The 17,151-nt window shown below is 62.7% G+C and carries 16 protein-coding genes and 2 pseudogenes; 11 read left to right on the plus strand and 7 right to left on the minus strand.

The genetic code is table 11. From position 1 onward, the window contains the following. Together M3I56_RS31910 and M3I56_RS31915 are read right to left on the minus strand one after the other, a co-directional pair. Positions 1-1,245: pseudogene (locus tag M3I56_RS31910) on the minus strand (efflux RND transporter permease subunit); the annotation flags it as partial. 9 nt (positions 1,246-1,254) lie between these two features. Further along, positions 1,255-2,196: pseudogene (locus M3I56_RS31915) on the minus strand (efflux RND transporter periplasmic adaptor subunit); the annotation flags it as partial. Positions 2,197-2,322: 126 nt separating this feature from the next. Here M3I56_RS31915 and M3I56_RS41185 point away from each other — a divergent pair. Further along, entirely contained in the window at positions 2,323-2,646 is a 324-nt protein-coding gene (locus M3I56_RS41185; protein WP_309249199.1) for a TetR/AcrR family transcriptional regulator C-terminal domain-containing protein, read from the plus strand. A gap of 27 nt (positions 2,647-2,673) precedes the next feature. On the opposite strand, the gene M3I56_RS31925 is transcribed toward M3I56_RS41185, so the two are convergent. Beyond that, positions 2,674-3,129 carry an MEKHLA domain-containing protein gene (locus M3I56_RS31925; RefSeq protein ID WP_254357356.1) on the minus strand — a complete coding sequence of 152 codons (456 nt, stop codon included), beginning with the start codon at positions 3,127-3,129 and terminating at the stop codon, positions 2,674-2,676. Positions 3,130-3,657: 528 nt separating this feature from the next. Here M3I56_RS31925 and M3I56_RS31930 point away from each other — a divergent pair. From M3I56_RS31930 to M3I56_RS31945, 4 genes are all read left to right on the plus strand, one after another. Next, complete coding sequence (locus tag M3I56_RS31930) at positions 3,658-5,199, plus strand: methyl-accepting chemotaxis protein (RefSeq protein ID WP_254357358.1); 1,542 nt, start codon at positions 3,658-3,660, stop codon at positions 5,197-5,199. 133 nt (positions 5,200-5,332) lie between these two features. Further along, entirely contained in the window at positions 5,333-5,827 is a 495-nt protein-coding gene (locus M3I56_RS31935) for a molybdopterin-dependent oxidoreductase (RefSeq protein ID WP_254357360.1), read from the plus strand. Between the two features lie 291 nt (positions 5,828-6,118). After that, positions 6,119-6,325, plus strand: a complete 207-nt coding sequence (locus M3I56_RS31940; RefSeq protein ID WP_254357362.1) for a hypothetical protein — start codon at positions 6,119-6,121, stop codon at positions 6,323-6,325. A gap of 65 nt (positions 6,326-6,390) precedes the next feature. Continuing rightward, the gene (locus tag M3I56_RS31945) at positions 6,391-6,732 is read left to right on the plus strand and encodes an RcnB family protein (protein WP_254357364.1); all 342 of its coding nucleotides are present in this window, start codon (positions 6,391-6,393) and stop codon (positions 6,730-6,732) included. A 105-nt stretch (positions 6,733-6,837) separates the two neighbouring features. Here the strand turns inward: M3I56_RS31945 and M3I56_RS31950 are convergent, their stop codons facing one another. Continuing rightward, the gene (locus tag M3I56_RS31950; protein WP_254357366.1) at positions 6,838-7,206 is read right to left on the minus strand and encodes an antibiotic biosynthesis monooxygenase; all 369 of its coding nucleotides are present in this window, start codon (positions 7,204-7,206) and stop codon (positions 6,838-6,840) included. Positions 7,207-7,301: 95 nt separating this feature from the next. On the opposite strand from M3I56_RS31950, the gene M3I56_RS31955 reads away from it, so the two are divergent. The 4 genes from M3I56_RS31955 (at position 7,302) to M3I56_RS31970 (ending at position 11,558) form a co-directional block, all read left to right on the plus strand. Next, complete coding sequence (locus M3I56_RS31955) at positions 7,302-7,778, plus strand: MarR family winged helix-turn-helix transcriptional regulator (protein WP_254357367.1); 477 nt, start codon at positions 7,302-7,304, stop codon at positions 7,776-7,778. 73 nt (positions 7,779-7,851) lie between these two features. Continuing rightward, positions 7,852-9,123, plus strand: a complete 1,272-nt coding sequence (cls, locus tag M3I56_RS31960) for a cardiolipin synthase (protein ID WP_254357369.1) — start codon at positions 7,852-7,854, stop codon at positions 9,121-9,123. A 111-nt stretch (positions 9,124-9,234) separates the two neighbouring features. Continuing rightward, positions 9,235-10,221, plus strand: a complete 987-nt coding sequence (locus tag M3I56_RS31965) for a GNAT family N-acetyltransferase (protein WP_254357371.1) — start codon at positions 9,235-9,237, stop codon at positions 10,219-10,221. Positions 10,222-10,316: 95 nt separating this feature from the next. Beyond that, positions 10,317-11,558, plus strand: coding sequence for a cystathionine gamma-synthase family protein (locus M3I56_RS31970; protein ID WP_254357373.1), 1,242 nt, complete (start codon positions 10,317-10,319; stop codon positions 11,556-11,558). A 62-nt stretch (positions 11,559-11,620) separates the two neighbouring features. Here the strand turns inward: M3I56_RS31970 and M3I56_RS31975 are convergent, their stop codons facing one another. After that, on the minus strand, positions 11,621-12,523 hold the full coding sequence (locus M3I56_RS31975) for an NAD(P)-dependent oxidoreductase (protein ID WP_110388101.1): 903 nt from the start codon (positions 12,521-12,523) through the stop codon (positions 11,621-11,623). Positions 12,524-12,661: 138 nt separating this feature from the next. Then, positions 12,662-13,591 carry a LysR substrate-binding domain-containing protein gene (locus M3I56_RS31980; RefSeq protein WP_254357375.1) on the minus strand — a complete coding sequence of 310 codons (930 nt, stop codon included), beginning with the start codon at positions 13,589-13,591 and terminating at the stop codon, positions 12,662-12,664. Between the two features lie 138 nt (positions 13,592-13,729). Between M3I56_RS31980 and M3I56_RS31985 the strand changes: the two genes are divergently transcribed. Together M3I56_RS31985 and dctA are read left to right on the plus strand one after the other, a co-directional pair. Continuing rightward, on the plus strand, positions 13,730-14,896 hold the full coding sequence (locus M3I56_RS31985; RefSeq protein ID WP_028207962.1) for a mandelate racemase/muconate lactonizing enzyme family protein: 1,167 nt from the start codon (positions 13,730-13,732) through the stop codon (positions 14,894-14,896). Positions 14,897-15,001: 105 nt separating this feature from the next. Then, the gene (gene dctA / locus M3I56_RS31990) at positions 15,002-16,366 is read left to right on the plus strand and encodes a C4-dicarboxylate transporter DctA (RefSeq protein ID WP_254357377.1); all 1,365 of its coding nucleotides are present in this window, start codon (positions 15,002-15,004) and stop codon (positions 16,364-16,366) included. Positions 16,367-16,945: 579 nt separating this feature from the next. Here the strand turns inward: dctA and M3I56_RS31995 are convergent. Beyond that, on the minus strand, positions 16,946-17,151 hold a 206-nt coding region (locus M3I56_RS31995; RefSeq protein ID WP_254357379.1), incomplete at its 5' end, for a transposase.

Below are 17,151 nucleotides of genomic sequence, written 5' to 3' on the forward strand. Positions count from 1 at the left end.
TATGCGCTCGACGTACTCGACGACGACGATCCCGTCGTCCACCAGCAGGCCGATCGCGAACATCGAAAGCACGTTGATCGAGAAGCCGATCGCCGACATCACGCCCAGCGTGCCCAGCAGCGCAACCGGCACGACGATCGTCGGAATCAGCGTCGCACGCAGGTTCTGCAGGAACAGATACATCACGAGGAACACGAGGATCACCGCTTCGAAGAGCGTCTTCATGACCTCCTCGATCGAGATCTTCACGAACGGCGTGGAGTCGTACGGATAGGCAATCGCCACGTCCTTGGGCAATTGCGGCTGCAGCTCTACGAGCTTCGCGCGCACGGCCTTCGCGACCGCCATGGCGTTCGCACCGGTCGATAGCTTGACGGCCAGCGCGGCCGCCGGCTTGCCATCGAGCCGCGAGGACGTATCGTATGAATCGCCGCCCATCTCGACGCGCGCGACGTCTTTGAACCGAACCTTCGAGCCGTCGCTATTCACGCGCAGGAGAATGTCGCCGAACGGGTCGGCCGTGGTCATCAGGCTCGACGCCGAGATCGTCGCGTTGATCGCCTGGGAACCCGTAGCAGGCGCGCCACCGAGTTCGCCGACGGAAAGCTGCACGTTCTGGTTGGTGACCGCAGTCGTCACGTCGGACGCGGTGACGCCAAAGCTGCGCAGCTTCACGGGATCGAGCCAGATCCGCATGGCATGCTGCGCGCCAAACAGCGTGACGTCGCCCACGCCGTTGATCTGCGTAAGCGGGTCCTCGATCTGCGTCGCGATGACGTTGCCGAGGTCGATCGAATTGAGCGTGCCGCCCGGCGACGACAGCGCGACGATCATCAGAAAGTCGCTCGATGCCTTCGCCACCTTCACGCCCTGTTCCTGCACCGTCTCCGGCAGCGAGGCGGTGGCCTGGGTCACCTTGTTCTGGACCTGCACCTGCGCGATGTCCGGATTGGTGCCGGGCTTGAACGTCAGGTTGATGGTCGCCTGCCCCGCTCCGCTGCTCGTCGACGACATGTACAGCAGGTTATCGATGCCGGAAAGCTTCTGCTCGATCACCTGGGTGACGGTCTTCGCGACCGTGTCGGCGGAGGCGCCCGGATAGGTCGCCGTGACCTGCACCGAAGGCGGCGCGATGGTCGGATATTGCTCGATCGGCAGCGTAGTGGTCGCCGCGCCGCCGATCAACATGACGACGCTCGCAACGACCCAAGCGAGGATTGGGCGCTGGATGAAGAAACCTGCCATGCACCCTCCTTACGATGCCACAGCAGACGAGGCTGCAACCACGGTGGCCGAATCCGCGGCCATGTGAACCGCCACGCCGGCCTGCACCTTCTGCAGCCCGCTCACGATCACGCGACCGCCGGCCTTCAGTCCGCTCGTGACGATCCACTGGTCTGCATAGGCACTGTCCGCGTGCACCGCAACCTGCTTCGCGTGTCCGGTCGCATCGACGACCCATACGCTCGCGCCGCCGTCCGAAGCGCGCGTGACCGCGAGCTGCGGAACGAGCAGCGCGCTCGTGCTCTCGCCCTCGTCGAGTTGCGCACGCACGAACATGGCGGGCAGCAGTTCACCCTCCGGGTTCGGGAAGACCATGCGCAGCGTGACCGAACCCGTTGTGGCGTCGACGGTGATGCCCGAAAACTGCAGCACGCCCGCGTGGGCGTACGGCGTGCCGGCCTCCATCACGAGCTGCACCGCCGCGCCCGTGCCCGAGCGCTTGAGCCGGCCCGAGGCAAACGCCTTGCGCAAGCGCAGCCAGTCGGCGCTCGAGCGCGTGACGTCGAGGTACATCGCGTCGTATGCCTGAATGGTGGCGAGTGCGGTGGTCTGCTCCGAGGTCACGAGCGCGCCTTCGGTCACCGACGAAGCGCCGATGCGGCCTGAAATGGGCGCCGTGATCCGCGTGTAGCCGAGATTGATGCGCGCCGACTCGAGCGACGCGCGATCGGCGATCACGTCGGCCTCGTCCTCGCGAACGGCCGCGATCGCGTCGTCGTTGTCCTGCGCGCTGACCGCGTTGATCTTCACGAGCTGCGCGTAGCGGTCGGCTTTCGTCTTTGCAGAAGCGAGCGTTGCCTCCGCCTTGGCGAGTGTGCCGCGCGCCTGATCGTACGTCGCCTGGTAGGTGGCCGGATCGATCTGGTAGAGCACCTGCCCCGCCTTCACGTCCGAACCCTCGACGAAGAACCGAACGGAAATCCGCCATGCGTTCAGTCAGCTGACGCTCGATATACCGCCAGGCGAGTCGCTCGTCGCGTTTGGGATCCACTACCTGACGGCAGTGCTGCAGCCCTCTTTTCTCGCGACACGCCGCCTGTGCTATCAGGAGGTCGACCGGTCGAACGTGGGCCGGCCTTGTACGAATCGGGTCCGAAACGGGGATTGATGCATGTGCGCGACTTTCTGGCCAGCGCGATCGAGGCGGGCACGATTCGGCCCTGTGACGCAGGCGTCGCCGCGCACCATCTGCTGGCGCTTCTCGAAGCCGAGTTGGTCGAAATCGCGACGCTTGGCTATGAGGTCAAAGCCTCGCCCGCGAAATTGCTGGGGGTCGTGAACCGGGCAATCGACGTATTTCTCGCAGGCTATGCCGTGGCAGCGCCGCAGGCGAACCGCAAGGGTCCGCCGAAGGCAAAATAATGACGGGCTTCGTGAACCCAAGCCGCATCAGCAAGGCGCGACATGCGGAATCATCGCCGCCTGCCCGCGCAGCACGCCGACTTCGTCGATCAGTTGCCATACGGTCGCGCGCTCGATCCAGAAGCGCTGCCCTGACTTCGTGATGCGGATGCCGCGATAGTCTTTCACGAAGCCTTCGCGCGTCACCGAATCGAGAAATGCCTGCCGCTCGCTACGCTCGGGCGCCTGCGCGGAAAGACGCGAAGGCAGCGCCGTGATTTCGTCCCAGTCGTAGCCGAAGATCGCTTGTGCGCGACGATTGCCATACATGAACACGGGGTCCGCCTGCGTGCCGTGCGCAAGCAATCCGAACGGCGCGTGCTCGTAGAGCCAGGCCGCGCCCTCGGTGTCGCTCATGCCTTCGGGCACGAGCGCAACGCCCACCAGGCGGCGATAGCTGTTTGCGAGAAGACGAAAAAATTCGGTTTCCGTGTTCGGCGACATTCAGACTGGCTCCTTCGATTCGAGGGGTTGCTTGCGCGTTGCGCAATTCTATCAATCGCGAGTGAAAGCGCGCGCCCAGCCCAGCGGCACATACCGCCGACGCAAACGCGATAAAAACGGATACGTGGGCGCGTCAGGCAAGCTGGAATACGACCGCAACGCCGAGCTGGGTGTCGCTGCATCCGTCGCTTCACCGTCCCTCGCCTCAACCGCATCTCGCCGTTGGACAGCTAGTTATTTCGCAAACCTTATTATTTCATCCGACCTGATTTTGTCACGAATATGCCTGATCTATCGCGTGTTGTGCCCTCCACATCTCCGCTTCCCATGACGCGACGGTTTCAACTTTCGAAGGGCTACGCAATTGCCGATCTGTAGTTCGCGGCGCCGCCCGCGCGCAAGGTGCTTGCAACGGCTTACGTATGAGGAAAGGCGGCGAAATGCGCTAAAGCTCAAGAAGGGCAGGCTCGAGCCGTAATAAGGAGGTCGGCGCGTCATGCGCCTTGCATTTACAGCCATTCGACCCCCATGAAACTCAGCCGCAAGATTCCGCTCGCTTTCGCAGCCTCCCTCACCCTCATGTCGGCGGGTGCGTTCTACGGCATCCACACGCTCAATCAGGCCATCGATACCTACCGCACCACCGTGCAGGACGCCGCCGCGAACGAGCGCATGGTGTCGGCCACGCTCGTCGAGTTCAAGCTGCAGGTGCAGGAGTGGAAAGACACACTCCTGCGCGGCAAGGACCCGCAAAAACTCGATCGTTACTGGAGCGCGTTTCAGAAGCGCGAGCGCACCGTGAACGATCTCGCCGCCGCGCTCGAAACGAAACTGCCCGAAGGCGAAGCGCGCACGCTCGTCGCGCAGTTCGCCGACGCGCACGAGGCGATGGGCCAGGGGTATCGCAAGGGCTTCGAGGCATTCAAGGCGGCGGGCGCCGATCCCGTTGCGGGCGATACCGTGGTCGCCGGCGTCGATCGCGCGCCGGCCCAACTGCTCGACCGCGCCGCGCAGACCATTGCCGCCGCCAACGCGCAAGTGGCCGCACAGGCCGCGGTGCAGGCCGCGCACGCCACCCTCGTGAGCGCCGTGCTGATGGTGGTCGCGTTCCTGCTTGCGCTGGCGGGCGGCGTGCTGTTCAGCCGCACGGTAACGAGCCCGCTGGGCCGCGCCGTGGAGTTTGCGCGCGAGGTCGCCGACGGCGACCTGTCGACCGATCTGCATACGCATGGCGACGACGAAACCGCGGAACTGCTCACGGCGCTCGCGAAAATGCAGACGAGCCTCGCGCGCGTGGTGAGCGAGGTCCGCGCCAACGCCGAAGGCGTGGCAACGGCGAGCGCGCAGATCGCCTCGGGCAACCAGAATCTGTCCTCGCGCACCGAAGAGCAGGCGGCGTCGCTCGAAGAAACGGCCGCGAGCATGGAAGAGCTGACGTCGATCGTACGCATGAACGCGCAGAATGCGGAGCACGTCAGCTCGCTTGCGGGTACGGCGGCGCAGACTGCGGCGCGCGGCGGCACGGTGATGCGCGGCGTGGTCGGCACGATGCAGTCCATTGCGGACAGTTCGAGCAAGGTCGGCGAGATCATCGGATTGATCGACGGCATCGCGTTCCAGACCAATATTCTTGCGCTCAACGCCGCCGTCGAAGCGGCGCGGGCGGGCGAGCAAGGCCGCGGTTTCGCCGTTGTCGCGGGCGAAGTCCGCACGCTCGCGCAGCGCAGCGCGAGCGCGGCGCGCGAGATCAAGGCGCTCATCGAGCAGTCGAAAGAACACGTCGAAAGCGGATCGTCCCAGGTGGCCGACGCCGGCCACATCATCGACGAGATCGTCGAAGCCGTGCAGCGGGTTTCCGGCACCGTGCAAGACATTTCGACGGCGTCGCGCGAACAGTCGACGGGCATCGAGCAGGTGAACATCGCCGTCACGCAAATGGACGAGGTCACGCAGCAGAACGCGGCGCTCGTGGAGGAGGCATCGGCGGCGACGTATGCGCTGGCCGAGCAGGCGCACGCGCTTCGCGAGACCGTGGCCGCGTTCAGGCTCAGGGATGGCGCCATCGCCTGATTTCGCGCGCATGCCGCGTGCGCCCTGGAGAACATAACCGCCGCGGCATGTCCGGCATCTTGCTCGCGAGGCTGACTCCGGCCGATCGCGAGCGTAATATACGCGGGACTATAGCGAGTACGGAGACTCACGCATGGAAATCGCGACCGCCCCTGCCCCGATCGACCACACCGCTGGGCAAAGAGTCTCGCTCCAGCTCACGGGCAGCCTCGTGCGTCCACTGTTCCTCTCGCTCGAGGCGCTCCGGCAATATCCGGCCGCGACGGGCCCGGCGTTCGACCTGCGCTGCTACACGACGCAGCGCTTCATCCGGGCGGTCGCGCCCTATCGCGGCGTACGCCTGACGGACCTGCTCGCGCATGCCGAACTGCGCAACGACGTGGACGGCGACTTCAAGCGCATGATCTTCCTCGCCGTCGGCCATGACGGCTACTTCGTGACGTTCTCGTGGCATGAACTTTTCAACACGCCCGTTGGCGAGCAGGTAATCGTCGCGTACGAATGCGGCGACAAAGCACTCGGCGCAGAGCACGGCGCCCCGGTGCTGTTTTCGGGTGCCGATCTCGTACCCGCGCCGCGCCACGTCAAGCATCTCGCGCGCGTCGAGGCTCGCGTCCTCGCGCTCTGAGCCTGTTCCCCGGCTGGTCTGTGCAACGCAGGCTGGCCGTCACTGACTGACACGCCCGGCCGCGGCTCGCCTTGCGGCTCGGGCGGCCACCGTCGCCGTGTTCGCGCTCTAATTTTGTGAGGCGATACGCCGCACAAAAACTTCGCTCCCATTGCTTGAAAGCAAATCTTACGAAATGTAAACTTGGTGCAAGCTTTGGATTCGGAAGCCTCTTCCCGGGGTGTCCCTCGAACCTCGAGTCAATCCATCGGTAATTTAGTCATCCTTTATTTCATTGCCAGGGAGAAAACCATGAACACGTACATCAACCGACTCAACGCCTCGTTCGCGATTGCCGGCCTCCTCATGATGGCACCGTTCATGGCCATGGCCCGCTTGCCAATGCCGAGCACCGCCCCGCATGGCGAATCCCTCGTCAAGAAGCGTACGTCGAACCGCGTCGCCGATGAGGAGCGTCGCGCCAGCGAATCCGGTGGAAGTGAATCCGTTAGTGAGTGATCAATATTCCTAAGGAAATTTCATCTCACTTCCTCTTTTCTTGAACGCTATTTGGAGCATTCACCATGAAAGCGAAAGTCACGACATTCTTCATTATTGCCGCCCTGCTCGCAACGACAGGCACCGCGTTCGCATCGCAGCCTGAACACCGCCCTGGCAACCCGCCGCCCACGTCGATCGAAAGAGCCAACCGTCCGGTCGGTGCGATTCCGCATCGCGACTGGCATCGTGGCGACCGCCTGCCGGCTGAATATCGTGACCGGATTTTTGTGGTCGAAAACTGGAATCAGCATGGCCTGAAAGCGCCCCCGCGCGGCTACCATTGGGTCGGCGTAGCCGGCGACTACGTGCTCGTTGCCAGCACGACCGGCGTGATCTCAACGGTTCTGGCCGCCGGTACCCATTGATCATCGCGTTGTTTTTCCACGATTTGCCCGCTCTTCGCCGCCACGCGGCCGAGGGCCGGCAACCGGCAGCGATCTGAAATCGAGCCGCAACGACGGCAAAAAAGCCTAGCTCTCGCAAATACCGGGCACGGCAACTTTCTGGAAGATATGCGGCGACGCGATCACCGAGGAAGGATAAGCGGCCAGACTCGACCGGAACGCCGGCGCAGAGAACGCCGCCCGAAAATGCGCCGTGGATTCCCAGACAGCGTAATTCATATAAGCCGGCTGCTCTCCAAGCGCGCGATGGAGTTGCGTTGAAATAAAACCGGGTTGCTGCTTCATGAACGCAGCGTCGTTCTGCCAGGCCTCGAGAAACTTCGCCTCATCGGCCAGATCCAGTGTGAAAACGTTCACGAGCACAACGGGCTCGGCGTCAACGGCAAGTTGACGTTCGATCGGGAAGGAAGGATCAAGCGGTCGCAATTGCAGCATGGTGCACTCCAGATTCTAAAAGCATGATGTCAAACGGTCATGGCCAATTTATAGTAAATTGACATGATGATGTCAATTTAGAAATAGGGTGACATATGCGCGAACCTGCCAGAACCCCGGCCGGCGAATTCCTGTCGAGCATCATGCTCGATCTCTTCCGGCTCAATAGCGGACTGCTCACCTCGGGCGACCGCCTGGTCGAGGGCCTCGGGCTCACGAGCGCACGTTGGCAAATGCTTGGCGCCATCAGTGCCGCGGAGCGGCCGCAGCCAGTGGCCTGGATCGCCCGGGATCTGGGGGCCAACCGGCAAAACGTGCAACGAATCGTGAACGACCTCGCCAACGACGGTCTGGTCCGCTTCGAGGCCAATCCCCACCACCGCCGCGCGCAGCTTGTCGTTTTGACCGACGAGGGCCGGCAAGCCTTCGAAGCGGCCATGCGTCTTCAGGCCCCCTGGGTCAACCGCCTCTCCGAGGGCGTGACCGTCAACGAAATCAAGACCTTGCACCGCGTCATCATGAAATTGCAGGCGAATCTGGACCCCATGGCCGGAGCCGACGAACCCGATTGATCGCCCAGCGCTGCTTGCGCATGCAATGTGCTACAGCAGGGCATCGTTCCCATCCGCGAGGCGAGGCCTACGCATGTCCACCATTGCCCTCATTGTCGTGACGGTCGCGGTGACGCTCGTCGTCATCCTGGTGATTGCGAACCTCACGAGCGGCGAAAAGAAGATCGAGCACAAGATCAACCGGCTTTACGCGAGCGACAGTCCGCAGTTCATCCGCTCGATGGGGCTGCTGCTCGGGCCGCCTGTCGTGGGAGGCAACCGCTTCGACGCGCTCCTGAACGGCGACGAAATCTTTCCGTCGATGCTGGCGGGCATCCGCTCGGCCCAGCACACCATCACCTTTGAGACCTTCATCTACTGGTCCGGCGCGATTGGCGAGGAAATCGCGCGTGCGCTGTCCGACAAGGCGCGCGCGGGTATCGCCGTGCACGTGCTGCTCGACTGGGTTGGCTCGTCGAAGATGGACAAGCGTTATCAACGGATGCTGCGCGAGGCGGGCGCCCAGCTCGTGCTGTATCACAAGCCCCACTGGACCGGCCTCGGCCGCATGAACGACCGCACCCACCGCAAGTTGCTCGTGATCGATGGACGCGTCGGTTTTACGGGGGGCGTGGGTATCGCGGACGAATGGACCGGGCACGCGCAGGACGAGAAGCATTGGCGCGACACGCACTTTCGCATCGAAGGCCCGGCGGTCGGACAAATGCAGGCGGTCTTCATGGACAACTGGGTCAAGTCGACGGGCAATGTGCTGCACGGCCCGCAGTACTTTCCCGCGATCGACGCCGCGGGCAACGGCCTCGCGCACGTGTTCAGCAGCTCGCCCTCGGGCGGCAGCGACGACATGGAGCTGATGTACCTCATGGCGATCACCGCCGCGGCGCGCTCCATCCATTTGTCGACGGCGTACTTCGTGCCGGACAAGCTGACGATCAACGCGATCGTCGAGGCAGTGAAGCGCGGCGTGAAGGTGCGCATCATCACGCCGGGCAAGCGCATCGACACCCACACGGTGCGCGAGGCGTCACGCGCGTGCTGGGGCGACCTGCTCGCGGCCGGCGGGGAGATGTACGAGTATCAGCCGACGATGTTCCACTGCAAGGTGATCGTCGTCGACGAATATCTGGTGTCGGTCGGCTCGACCAACTTCGACAGCCGCTCGTTCAAGCTCAACGACGAGGCCAATCTCAACATCTACGACCGTGATTTCGCGCGCCAGCAGACGGCCATTTTCGACGCCGACGTCGCCCTCGCCAAACGCATCACGCTTGAAGACTGGCGCCGCCGGTCGTTCAGGGAAAAGCTGCTCGAACACGCGGCCGCCCTGCTCGATTCGCAGCTGTGACGCCTCCCGCGAGCGCGGCGATGCCAATCGACAACGAAGCGCAGATCGCCGACAATCGGTGCCCGACATCGGGCAGTCGACAAAGCAATCAGAAAAAAGGGACCACAATCCATGCTGCACATCGAGGATCTGGTCGCTCCGCCAGAGGGGTTTCTGCGCGACGAGCCGGAGGGGGCGGAGTTTTACCAGGCCTTTCAGACGGCCCGGCTGGATGATTTCAGCTTCGGTTATTTCGCCGTGTACCGGGACAGCGCGCTCGTTACCGTGGCGCCCTACTTCGTGATGGATTTCCGGCTCAACACGCTGCTTCCCAGCGGCTGGCTGAAGCGCAGCTTGAGCTGGGTCCGCTTCAAGCTGGCCTGCATCGGGCATCCGACCGTCGATGCCGGCCGCATCCAGGGCGAAGTCTCGCAGGAGACGCTCGCGGCCATCAGCACGGCGCTTGCGAAGAAAGGGAGCCTGCTCGCATACAAGGGTTTCGCCGAAGACTTGCCGCTGCGCGGCTTCGTGGCCGCAAAAGGCCTGCCGGTGCCCGTGCTGTCGATCGGCCCGGACTACTACCAGGCCATGAAGAGCGACCGCAGGAACCTGCTCAAGCGCAAACTGAAGAAAGCCGCCCCGTTGCGCTATGAAGAATGCGCGGGTCTGCCCGATCACCTCGTCGCCAGCGTGTATGCGCTCTATCTGAACACCTGGCAAAAGGCCGAGTTGAAGTTCGAGAAGCTCACGCCGGAGTATTTCGCCAATACCCGCAGCCTTAGCCATTATCTGCTGTACTTTCTCGACGACGAGTTGATTGGCTTCACCCAGTTGATCGGCAAGGGACGGCACCTCGTCAACCGCTATATCGGGCTCGACTACGACAAGAGTCAGCAATACGGTTTGTATTTCGCCATGTTCATTCGCACGGTCGAATTCGGCATTCGGGAAGGCTTCGAGGAAATCGAGCTGGGCGCGACGTCCTACGAGTTCAAACGCATTCTGGGCGCCCGCCAGATTCCCACCTGGAATCACTATCGGCACAACAACGCGTTCGTCAACTGGCTGCTCGGCAAGCTGCGCAGCGTGCTGGAACCGTCGGAGTCCGAACTGCGTTAGCGCGCGCCGGATGGGCCCGGTGCGCGTGGGTGCCGGCGACACGCGTTACAGGCGATAATGTGCCAAATGCAATCGACTTGAGAAACGGAGTAAGAATGAGCAAGCAAGGCTTCACCACTGGCATCGTTCACGGCGACAGGATCGCGGGCACCGAGCACGGCGGCGTGCGCCAGCCGATTCATACGTCCGTGCAATATGGTTTCGAGCGCGTCGAGGACCTGATCGGCGTGTTTCAGGGCACGAAGAAAGGCGGTTTCAACTACGCGCGGCAAGGCACCCCGACGACCGCCGCGCTCGAGCGCAAGATCACGAGCCTGGAAGGCGGCAGCGGCACGGTCTGCTTCAGCACCGGCATGGCCGCGATCACGGCAACCTTCCTCACGCTCCTGCGCGCGGGCGATCATCTCGTGTCGAGCCGCTATGTGTTCGGCAATACCAACAGCCTGTTCGGCACATTGCGCACGCTCGGCGTGGAAGTCACGACCGTCGATGCCTGCGACGCCGCAAACGTGAAGAACGCCATCCAGCCGAATACGCGCATGGTGTTCGTCGAAACCATCGCAAATCCGGGCACGCAGATTCCCGACCTGCAAGGCATCGGCGAGCTGTGCCGCGAGCGCGGCATTGTCTACGTCGTCGACAACACGATTACCTCGCCCGCCTTGTTCCAGCCGAAGGCGGTCGGCGCGAGCCTCGTCATCAACTCGTTGACGAAGACCATCGCGGGCCATGGCGCCGCGCTCGGTGGCGCGGTGACCGATACGGGCCTGTTCGACTGGAGCGCGTACCCGAATATCGCCGACGACTACCGGCGTTCGGCGGCGAAAGATCAGGGGCTCCTGCAGATCCGCAAGAAGGGCCTGCGGGACATGGGGGCATCGTTGTCGTCCGAGCAGGCGCACGCCATCGCGATGGGCGCGGAAACGCTCGCCCTGCGCGTGAAGCAAAGCAGCGACAATGCGCTCGCACTCGCGCAGTTCCTCGAAGGCCATGCCGCCATTGGCAAGGTGTTCTATCCGGGCTTGAAGAGCCATCCGCAATACGAGGTCGCACAGGCGCTCTTCAAGGGCGCGTCGTGGCTGCTCTCGTTCGAACTGCTCAACGTGGAGCGCATGATCGACGTCGTCAACGCCCTCGAACTGCCGATCAAGGCGACCGGCCTCGGCGACACGCGCACGCTCATCATTCCCGTCGCGCCGACGATCTTTTTCGAAGCCGGGGCGCAAACGCGCAAGGCGATGGGCATCTCCGACGGCATGCTGCGGCTATCGGCGGGCATCGAGGATATCGACGACCTGATTGCGGACTTCTCGCAGGCGCTCAAGCTGGCGGCCTGACGCCGGAAGCATCGATGTCGTGAACGGGGCCAGCGCACGCTGGCCCTCCGCGTTTACAGCGCTTACGGATTGAAGCGTTTCGCCTCGTCGCGCCAGTAGTGCTGCTGTTGCCAGCCCAATAGCCGTTTGAGCTTCTCGTTGCTGAGCAGCGTCTCGAACTCGCCGAGGGCCTTCTTGACCGGCACGCCCGGATAGTAGCGATCCAGCAGCGTCTGGGTCGGCAAGTCGGACGACACGTCATCCGCTGCGACGTTCATGATCTCGAAGCCGAGCCCGTCTGTTTCGATGGCCAGCCTGCACGCGTTGGCGAGGTCTCGCCCGTCGATATAGCTCCACGCAATGCGCTTGCGCAGCGCCGGGTCCTTGAGCCACGTGGAGAACTTCGCGTAGTCCTCGGGATCGAGCACGTTGCCAATGCGAAAACAGTAGATGTCCGACCCGGTGCGCGCCTGGAATGCCTTCGCGGTCACTTCGTTGACCACTTTCGAGGTCGCGTAGCTGTCCATCGGATCCACCGGATAGTTCTCGTCGAGCGGAAAGTACGCGGGATCGCGATGCCGGTGGGCAAACACCACGCCGTAAGTCGTCTCGCTCGATGCCACGATCACCTTGCGGACCCCCAGCTTCGCAGCGGCGTCGAGGATGTTGTAGGTCCCCATCACGTTGATGCGGTAGACCTCGTTATCGGTCGTCAACATGATGCGGGGAATCGCCGCGAAGTGAACGATCGCGTCGATCGGTTTCGGCTCCAGGTCGTCGGCGAATTCCACCGGCGCCGTGGTCGATGCGATCGCATTGAAAACCTGGCCCGCGTCGGTGATGTCCGTGATCAGCGTGCGCGCGGTGCGCTTCGGCATAGGCACACGGTCCAGATTCAACACTTCGTAGCCGTGCGCTACCAGGTTCTCGACCACCCATTTGCCGGCAAGGCCGCTGCCGCCGGTCACTATCACTCGCTTTGTCATCTGTCTCTCTCCTGTTCGTGGCGTCATTCCAGCCTGTGCAAACGCGCACGTTACCGCAAACATTGGCCGGCTGTAATCACCACCGCTTCCTTTCCAGCCGGATGGATTGTCTACGGTGGGGGAGACAAAAAAGGGGCTTCACGCGCCCGATTGCGCGGGCGCAGCGACCGCAGTCTGCCGATTGAACCGCTCCGCCAGAAAATCGATGAACGCACGCGCACGCGCCGATTGATTGCGCCTGTTCGGGTAATACACGAACAAATCGGCAAGCGGCTGCACGAACTCAGGCAGCACGACGCGCAGCCGCCCGCTCTCCAGATACTTCGCGAGGTCCCACTCCGAGCGCAGCAGAATGCCGTGCCCGTCGAGCGCCCAGCCAAGCACGATATCGCCGTCGTTGCTCGACAGCATGCCGTGCACCTTCACCGAATGCGCCTCGCCACCGCGCGCGAGGCGCCATATGCCGTAGGCGTTGTCGTTCTGTCGATGCACGATGCACTGATGATTGGCGAGATCGCCGAGCGTTGCGGGCGTGCCCTGCGTCTCCAGATAGCGCGGCGACGCGCACAGCAAGCGGCGGTTCGTCATGATGCGCCGCGCAATGAGCCGCTTGTCGGGCAGCTCGCCAAAACGGATCGCCAGATCCACGCCGCTTTCGACGAGGTCGATCGGCCGGTCGGTGACATCGAGCTGCACTTCGACATGCGGATTGCGCCTCGCAAACTCCGAAACGAGCGGCGCGATCGTCGTGCGCCCAAAGCCGAGCGTCGCGTTCACACGCAGCAAGCCGCGCGTCACGGAGCGGCTCGACGACACCACATCCTCCATTTCCTTCACTTCGGCAAGAATTCGCGTCGCGTAGTGCAAAAAGGTCTCGCCTTCGGCGGTCAGGCTCACGCTGCGGGTGGTCCGGTTGACGAGCCGCACGCCCAGGCGCGCCTCGAGCTGCGCGAGCCGCTTGGTCGCCGCCGGCGGCGTGATGTCCATGTCCCGCGCAACGCTTGAAAGGTTTCCGTAACGTCCGAGCAGGACGAAAAACGCCAGGTAGGAGGTCAGGTCATTCTTCACCGTAAGTTAATAAAGATGTGAAAACAAGTGAATCATAGTACCGATCCGGGCGCATAACCTAGCGTCTCCCACAGCCAGCTCATCGCGAACGACCGCGAGAACGCCCGCGCATGCTGGCCGTGCCACCAGGAGACATCCGTGAGAATCGTTGAAATCCGCGAAAAAACCGTGCCGATCAGTTCCTCGATCCGCAACGCCTATATCGACTTCAGCAAGATGACGCTCAGCCTCGTCGCCGTGGTCACCGACGTGATCCGCGACGGCAAGCCCGTCATCGGCTATGGCTTCAACTCGAATGGCCGCTATGGCCAGGGCACGCTGATGCGCGAGCGCTTCATCCCGCGCATTCTCGAAGCCGATCCCGCCTCGCTCGTGAACGACGCCGGCGACAACCTCGACCCGCACAAGATCTGGGCGACGATGTTCACCAACGAGAAGCCGGGCGGCCACGGCGAGCGCTCGGTTGCGATCGGCACGATCGACATGGCGGTGTGGGACGTCGTGGCGAAGATCGAAGGCAAGCCGCTGTTCCAGTTGCTCGCCGAGCGCTACGGCAACGGCCAGCCCGACCGCAAGATCTTCGTGTATGCGGCAGGCGGCTACTACTACCCAGGCCAGGACCACAACAAGCTCAAGGACGAAATGCGCAGCTATATCGACCGCGGCTACACGGTCGTGAAGAAGAAGATTGGCGGCGCGTCGCTCGACGAGGACCTGCGCCGCATCGATTCGATCCTGAGCGTGCTGGGCGACGGCCAGAAGCTTGCCGTCGACGCCAACGGCCGTTTCGATCTGGACACCGCGATCCAGTACGCGAAAGCGCTCTCGCAATACGACCTGTTCTGGTACGAGGAGCCGGGCGACCCGCTCGACTTCGAATTGCAGGCGACGCTGCGCAACTACTACGACAAGCCGATGGCGACCGGCGAGGATCTGTTCTCGATGCAGGACGCGCGCAACCTCATCCGCTACGGCGGCATGCGTCCCGACCGCGACTGGCTGCAGTTCGACTGCGCGTTGAGCTATGGCCTCGTCGAATATCTGCGCACGCTGGAGATGCTGCATCAGCACGGCTGGTCCGCGAGCCGCTGCATTCCGCACGGCGGCCATCAGATGTCGCTCAACATCGCGGCAGGCCTCGGGCTTGGCGGCAACGAGTCGTACCCCGATCTGTTCCAGCCTTATGGCGGCTTCCCCGACGGCGTGAAGGTCGACAACGGCTACATCACGATGCCCGACCTGCCTGGCATCGGCTTTGAGGGCAAGGCCGACCTGTTTGCGCAAATGCAGAAGCTCGCGGCCTGACGCCGAAGCGAACAGTAAAGCGCGACCGGAAACACAACCGCTGCACGCATGGCGGTTGGCGGTCGCCCGAAATCACCTGGATGGCGCCATGCTCAGGAGACAGACATGCGGCCCTCGAAACTCAAAAAGTATCTTTCGAAGCTCTACATACAGGTCTTGATCGGTATCCTGGCGGGCATTCTTGTCGGCCACTTCTATCCGGATATCGGAGCCGATCTGAAACCGCTTGGCGACCTCTTCATCAAGCTGATCCGCATGGCGCTCGCGCCGATCATCTTCGCTTCGGTCGTCGTGGGCATTGCCCGGATGAACGATCTGCACGAGGCGGGCCGCGTAGGCGTGAAGGCGTTGCTCTACTTCGAAGTGGCTTCGACCATCGCGCTTCTCGTGGGCCTCGTCGTCGTGAACGTGATCAAGCCGGGCAGCGGCATGAACATCGATCCGGCGCACCTCGACAGCTCGGCGATCGCCAGCTACGCGCACGCAGCGCATGACCACACGGCGCTCGGGTTCCTCATGAGCGTCGTGCCGAACAGCATCGTCGGCGCGTTTGCGAACGGTGAAATTCTGCCGATCATCTTTTTCTCGGTGCTGTTTGCCATTGCGCTGGCGAAGCTCGGCCCGCGCACCGCACCGCTCGTCGATATGCTCGACATGTTCTTGCAGGGCATGTTCGGCGTCGTGCGGATCGTCATGTATGTCGCGCCCGTGGGCGCGTTTGGCGGCATGGCGTTCACCATCGCGAAGTACGGGCTCGGCACGCTGGCGTCGTTTGGCGAGTTGATGCTTTGTCTGTACGTGACGTCGATATTCTTCGTCGTGGTGGTGCTCGGGCTCGTCATGCGCGTTTGCGGCTTTTCGCTGTGGAAGTATCTCCGCTATATCCGGGACGAAATCCTGATCACGTTCGGCACGGCGTCGACCGAGGCCGTGCTGCCGCAGATGCTCGTCAAGATGGAGAACCTCGGCTGTTCGCGTCCGGTTGTCGGCATGGTGTTGCCGACTGGCTATACGTTCAACGCGGACGGCACGGCGATCTATCTCACGATGGCGGCCCTCTTCGTGGCGCAGGCGATGAACATTCATCTCTCGCTGCTCGATCAGCTTGTCGTGCTGAGCGTTTTGCTGCTGACTTCGAAGGGGTCTGCCGGGGTGGCGGGAGCGGGGTTTGTTGCACTCGCGGCGACGCTCGCTTCGATGCATAAAATTCCGGTTTCCGGGCTCGTGCTGTTGTTGGGGGTCGATCGGTTTCTCAATGAAGCTCGTGCTGTGACGAATCTGATTGGGAATGGCGTTGCGACGATCGTGGTCGCAAGGTGGGAAGGTGCGATGGATGTTGCGCGGGCGCGGGCGGTTTTGAATGGCGAGGTTGAGGTTGAGTTTGGGGAGGCGGCGGGCGCTGGCGATATGTCTTTGCCTTGCGGCGAGGGTGTTGGTGGTATGCAGGGGCTAGCAGAAAACCGTCTGTGAGTTGAGCGCTTTGGGGTTGCTTTGGGGTTGCCTTGTGTTCGCGTCGGTATGCAGGCGTTGCCCCTGTGCGGGGCGGCACCTACTTTTCTTTGCCAGCGGCAAAGAAAAGTAGGCAAAAGAAAGCCGCTCAAACCGCTAGCGCCTGCCACAGTTCACATCTCGCCGTAAATGGTGAATGGCTCCGGAGCGTCTGTCACCTCGCACCTTCAAAGGTAGTGACAAGGCGCTCATCCTTCCGGCGGCGCTTCGCGCGCCGAAGGGCATGACCAAAAACCATTGGTGCGCGTGCATTCTCGCCAAGGCTGACAATGCCCCCTGGTTTCCCTTGCAGGCCCAACCGCAGCGCGCGTAGCGAGCAGCGGGATGAATGAGCGCCTTGTCACTAGCGTTGGTGGTGCGAGGTGACAGACGCTCCGGAGCCATTCACCATTCATGGCGCGAGGTGAACTGTGGCAGGCGCTAGCGGTTTGAGCGGCTTTCTTTTGCCTACTTTTCTTTGCCGCTGGCAAAGAAAAGTAGGTGCCGCCCCGCACAGGGAACCTATCCGCATTTTCGTGGGCGAGGCGGTTAAAGGAATCATTATCCGCGCGCCTGCGTGAATCGGTCTCCAAACAGGATAGCAAACTGGTTCATGGCCGACTTCCAGTCGAAGGCTGCGCGAACGGATTTGGCCAGCACATTGCGTAGCGCCAGCCAGAGCAGCTTGATGGCCGCCTCGTCGTTCGGGAAGTGGCCACGGGTCTTGATGATCTTGCGTAACTGCATGTTCAGACTTTCAATGGCGT

Source organism: Paraburkholderia sp. CNPSo 3281 (genome assembly GCF_024206515.1).
Classification (GTDB): Bacteria; Pseudomonadota; Gammaproteobacteria; order Burkholderiales; family Burkholderiaceae; genus Paraburkholderia; species Paraburkholderia nodosa.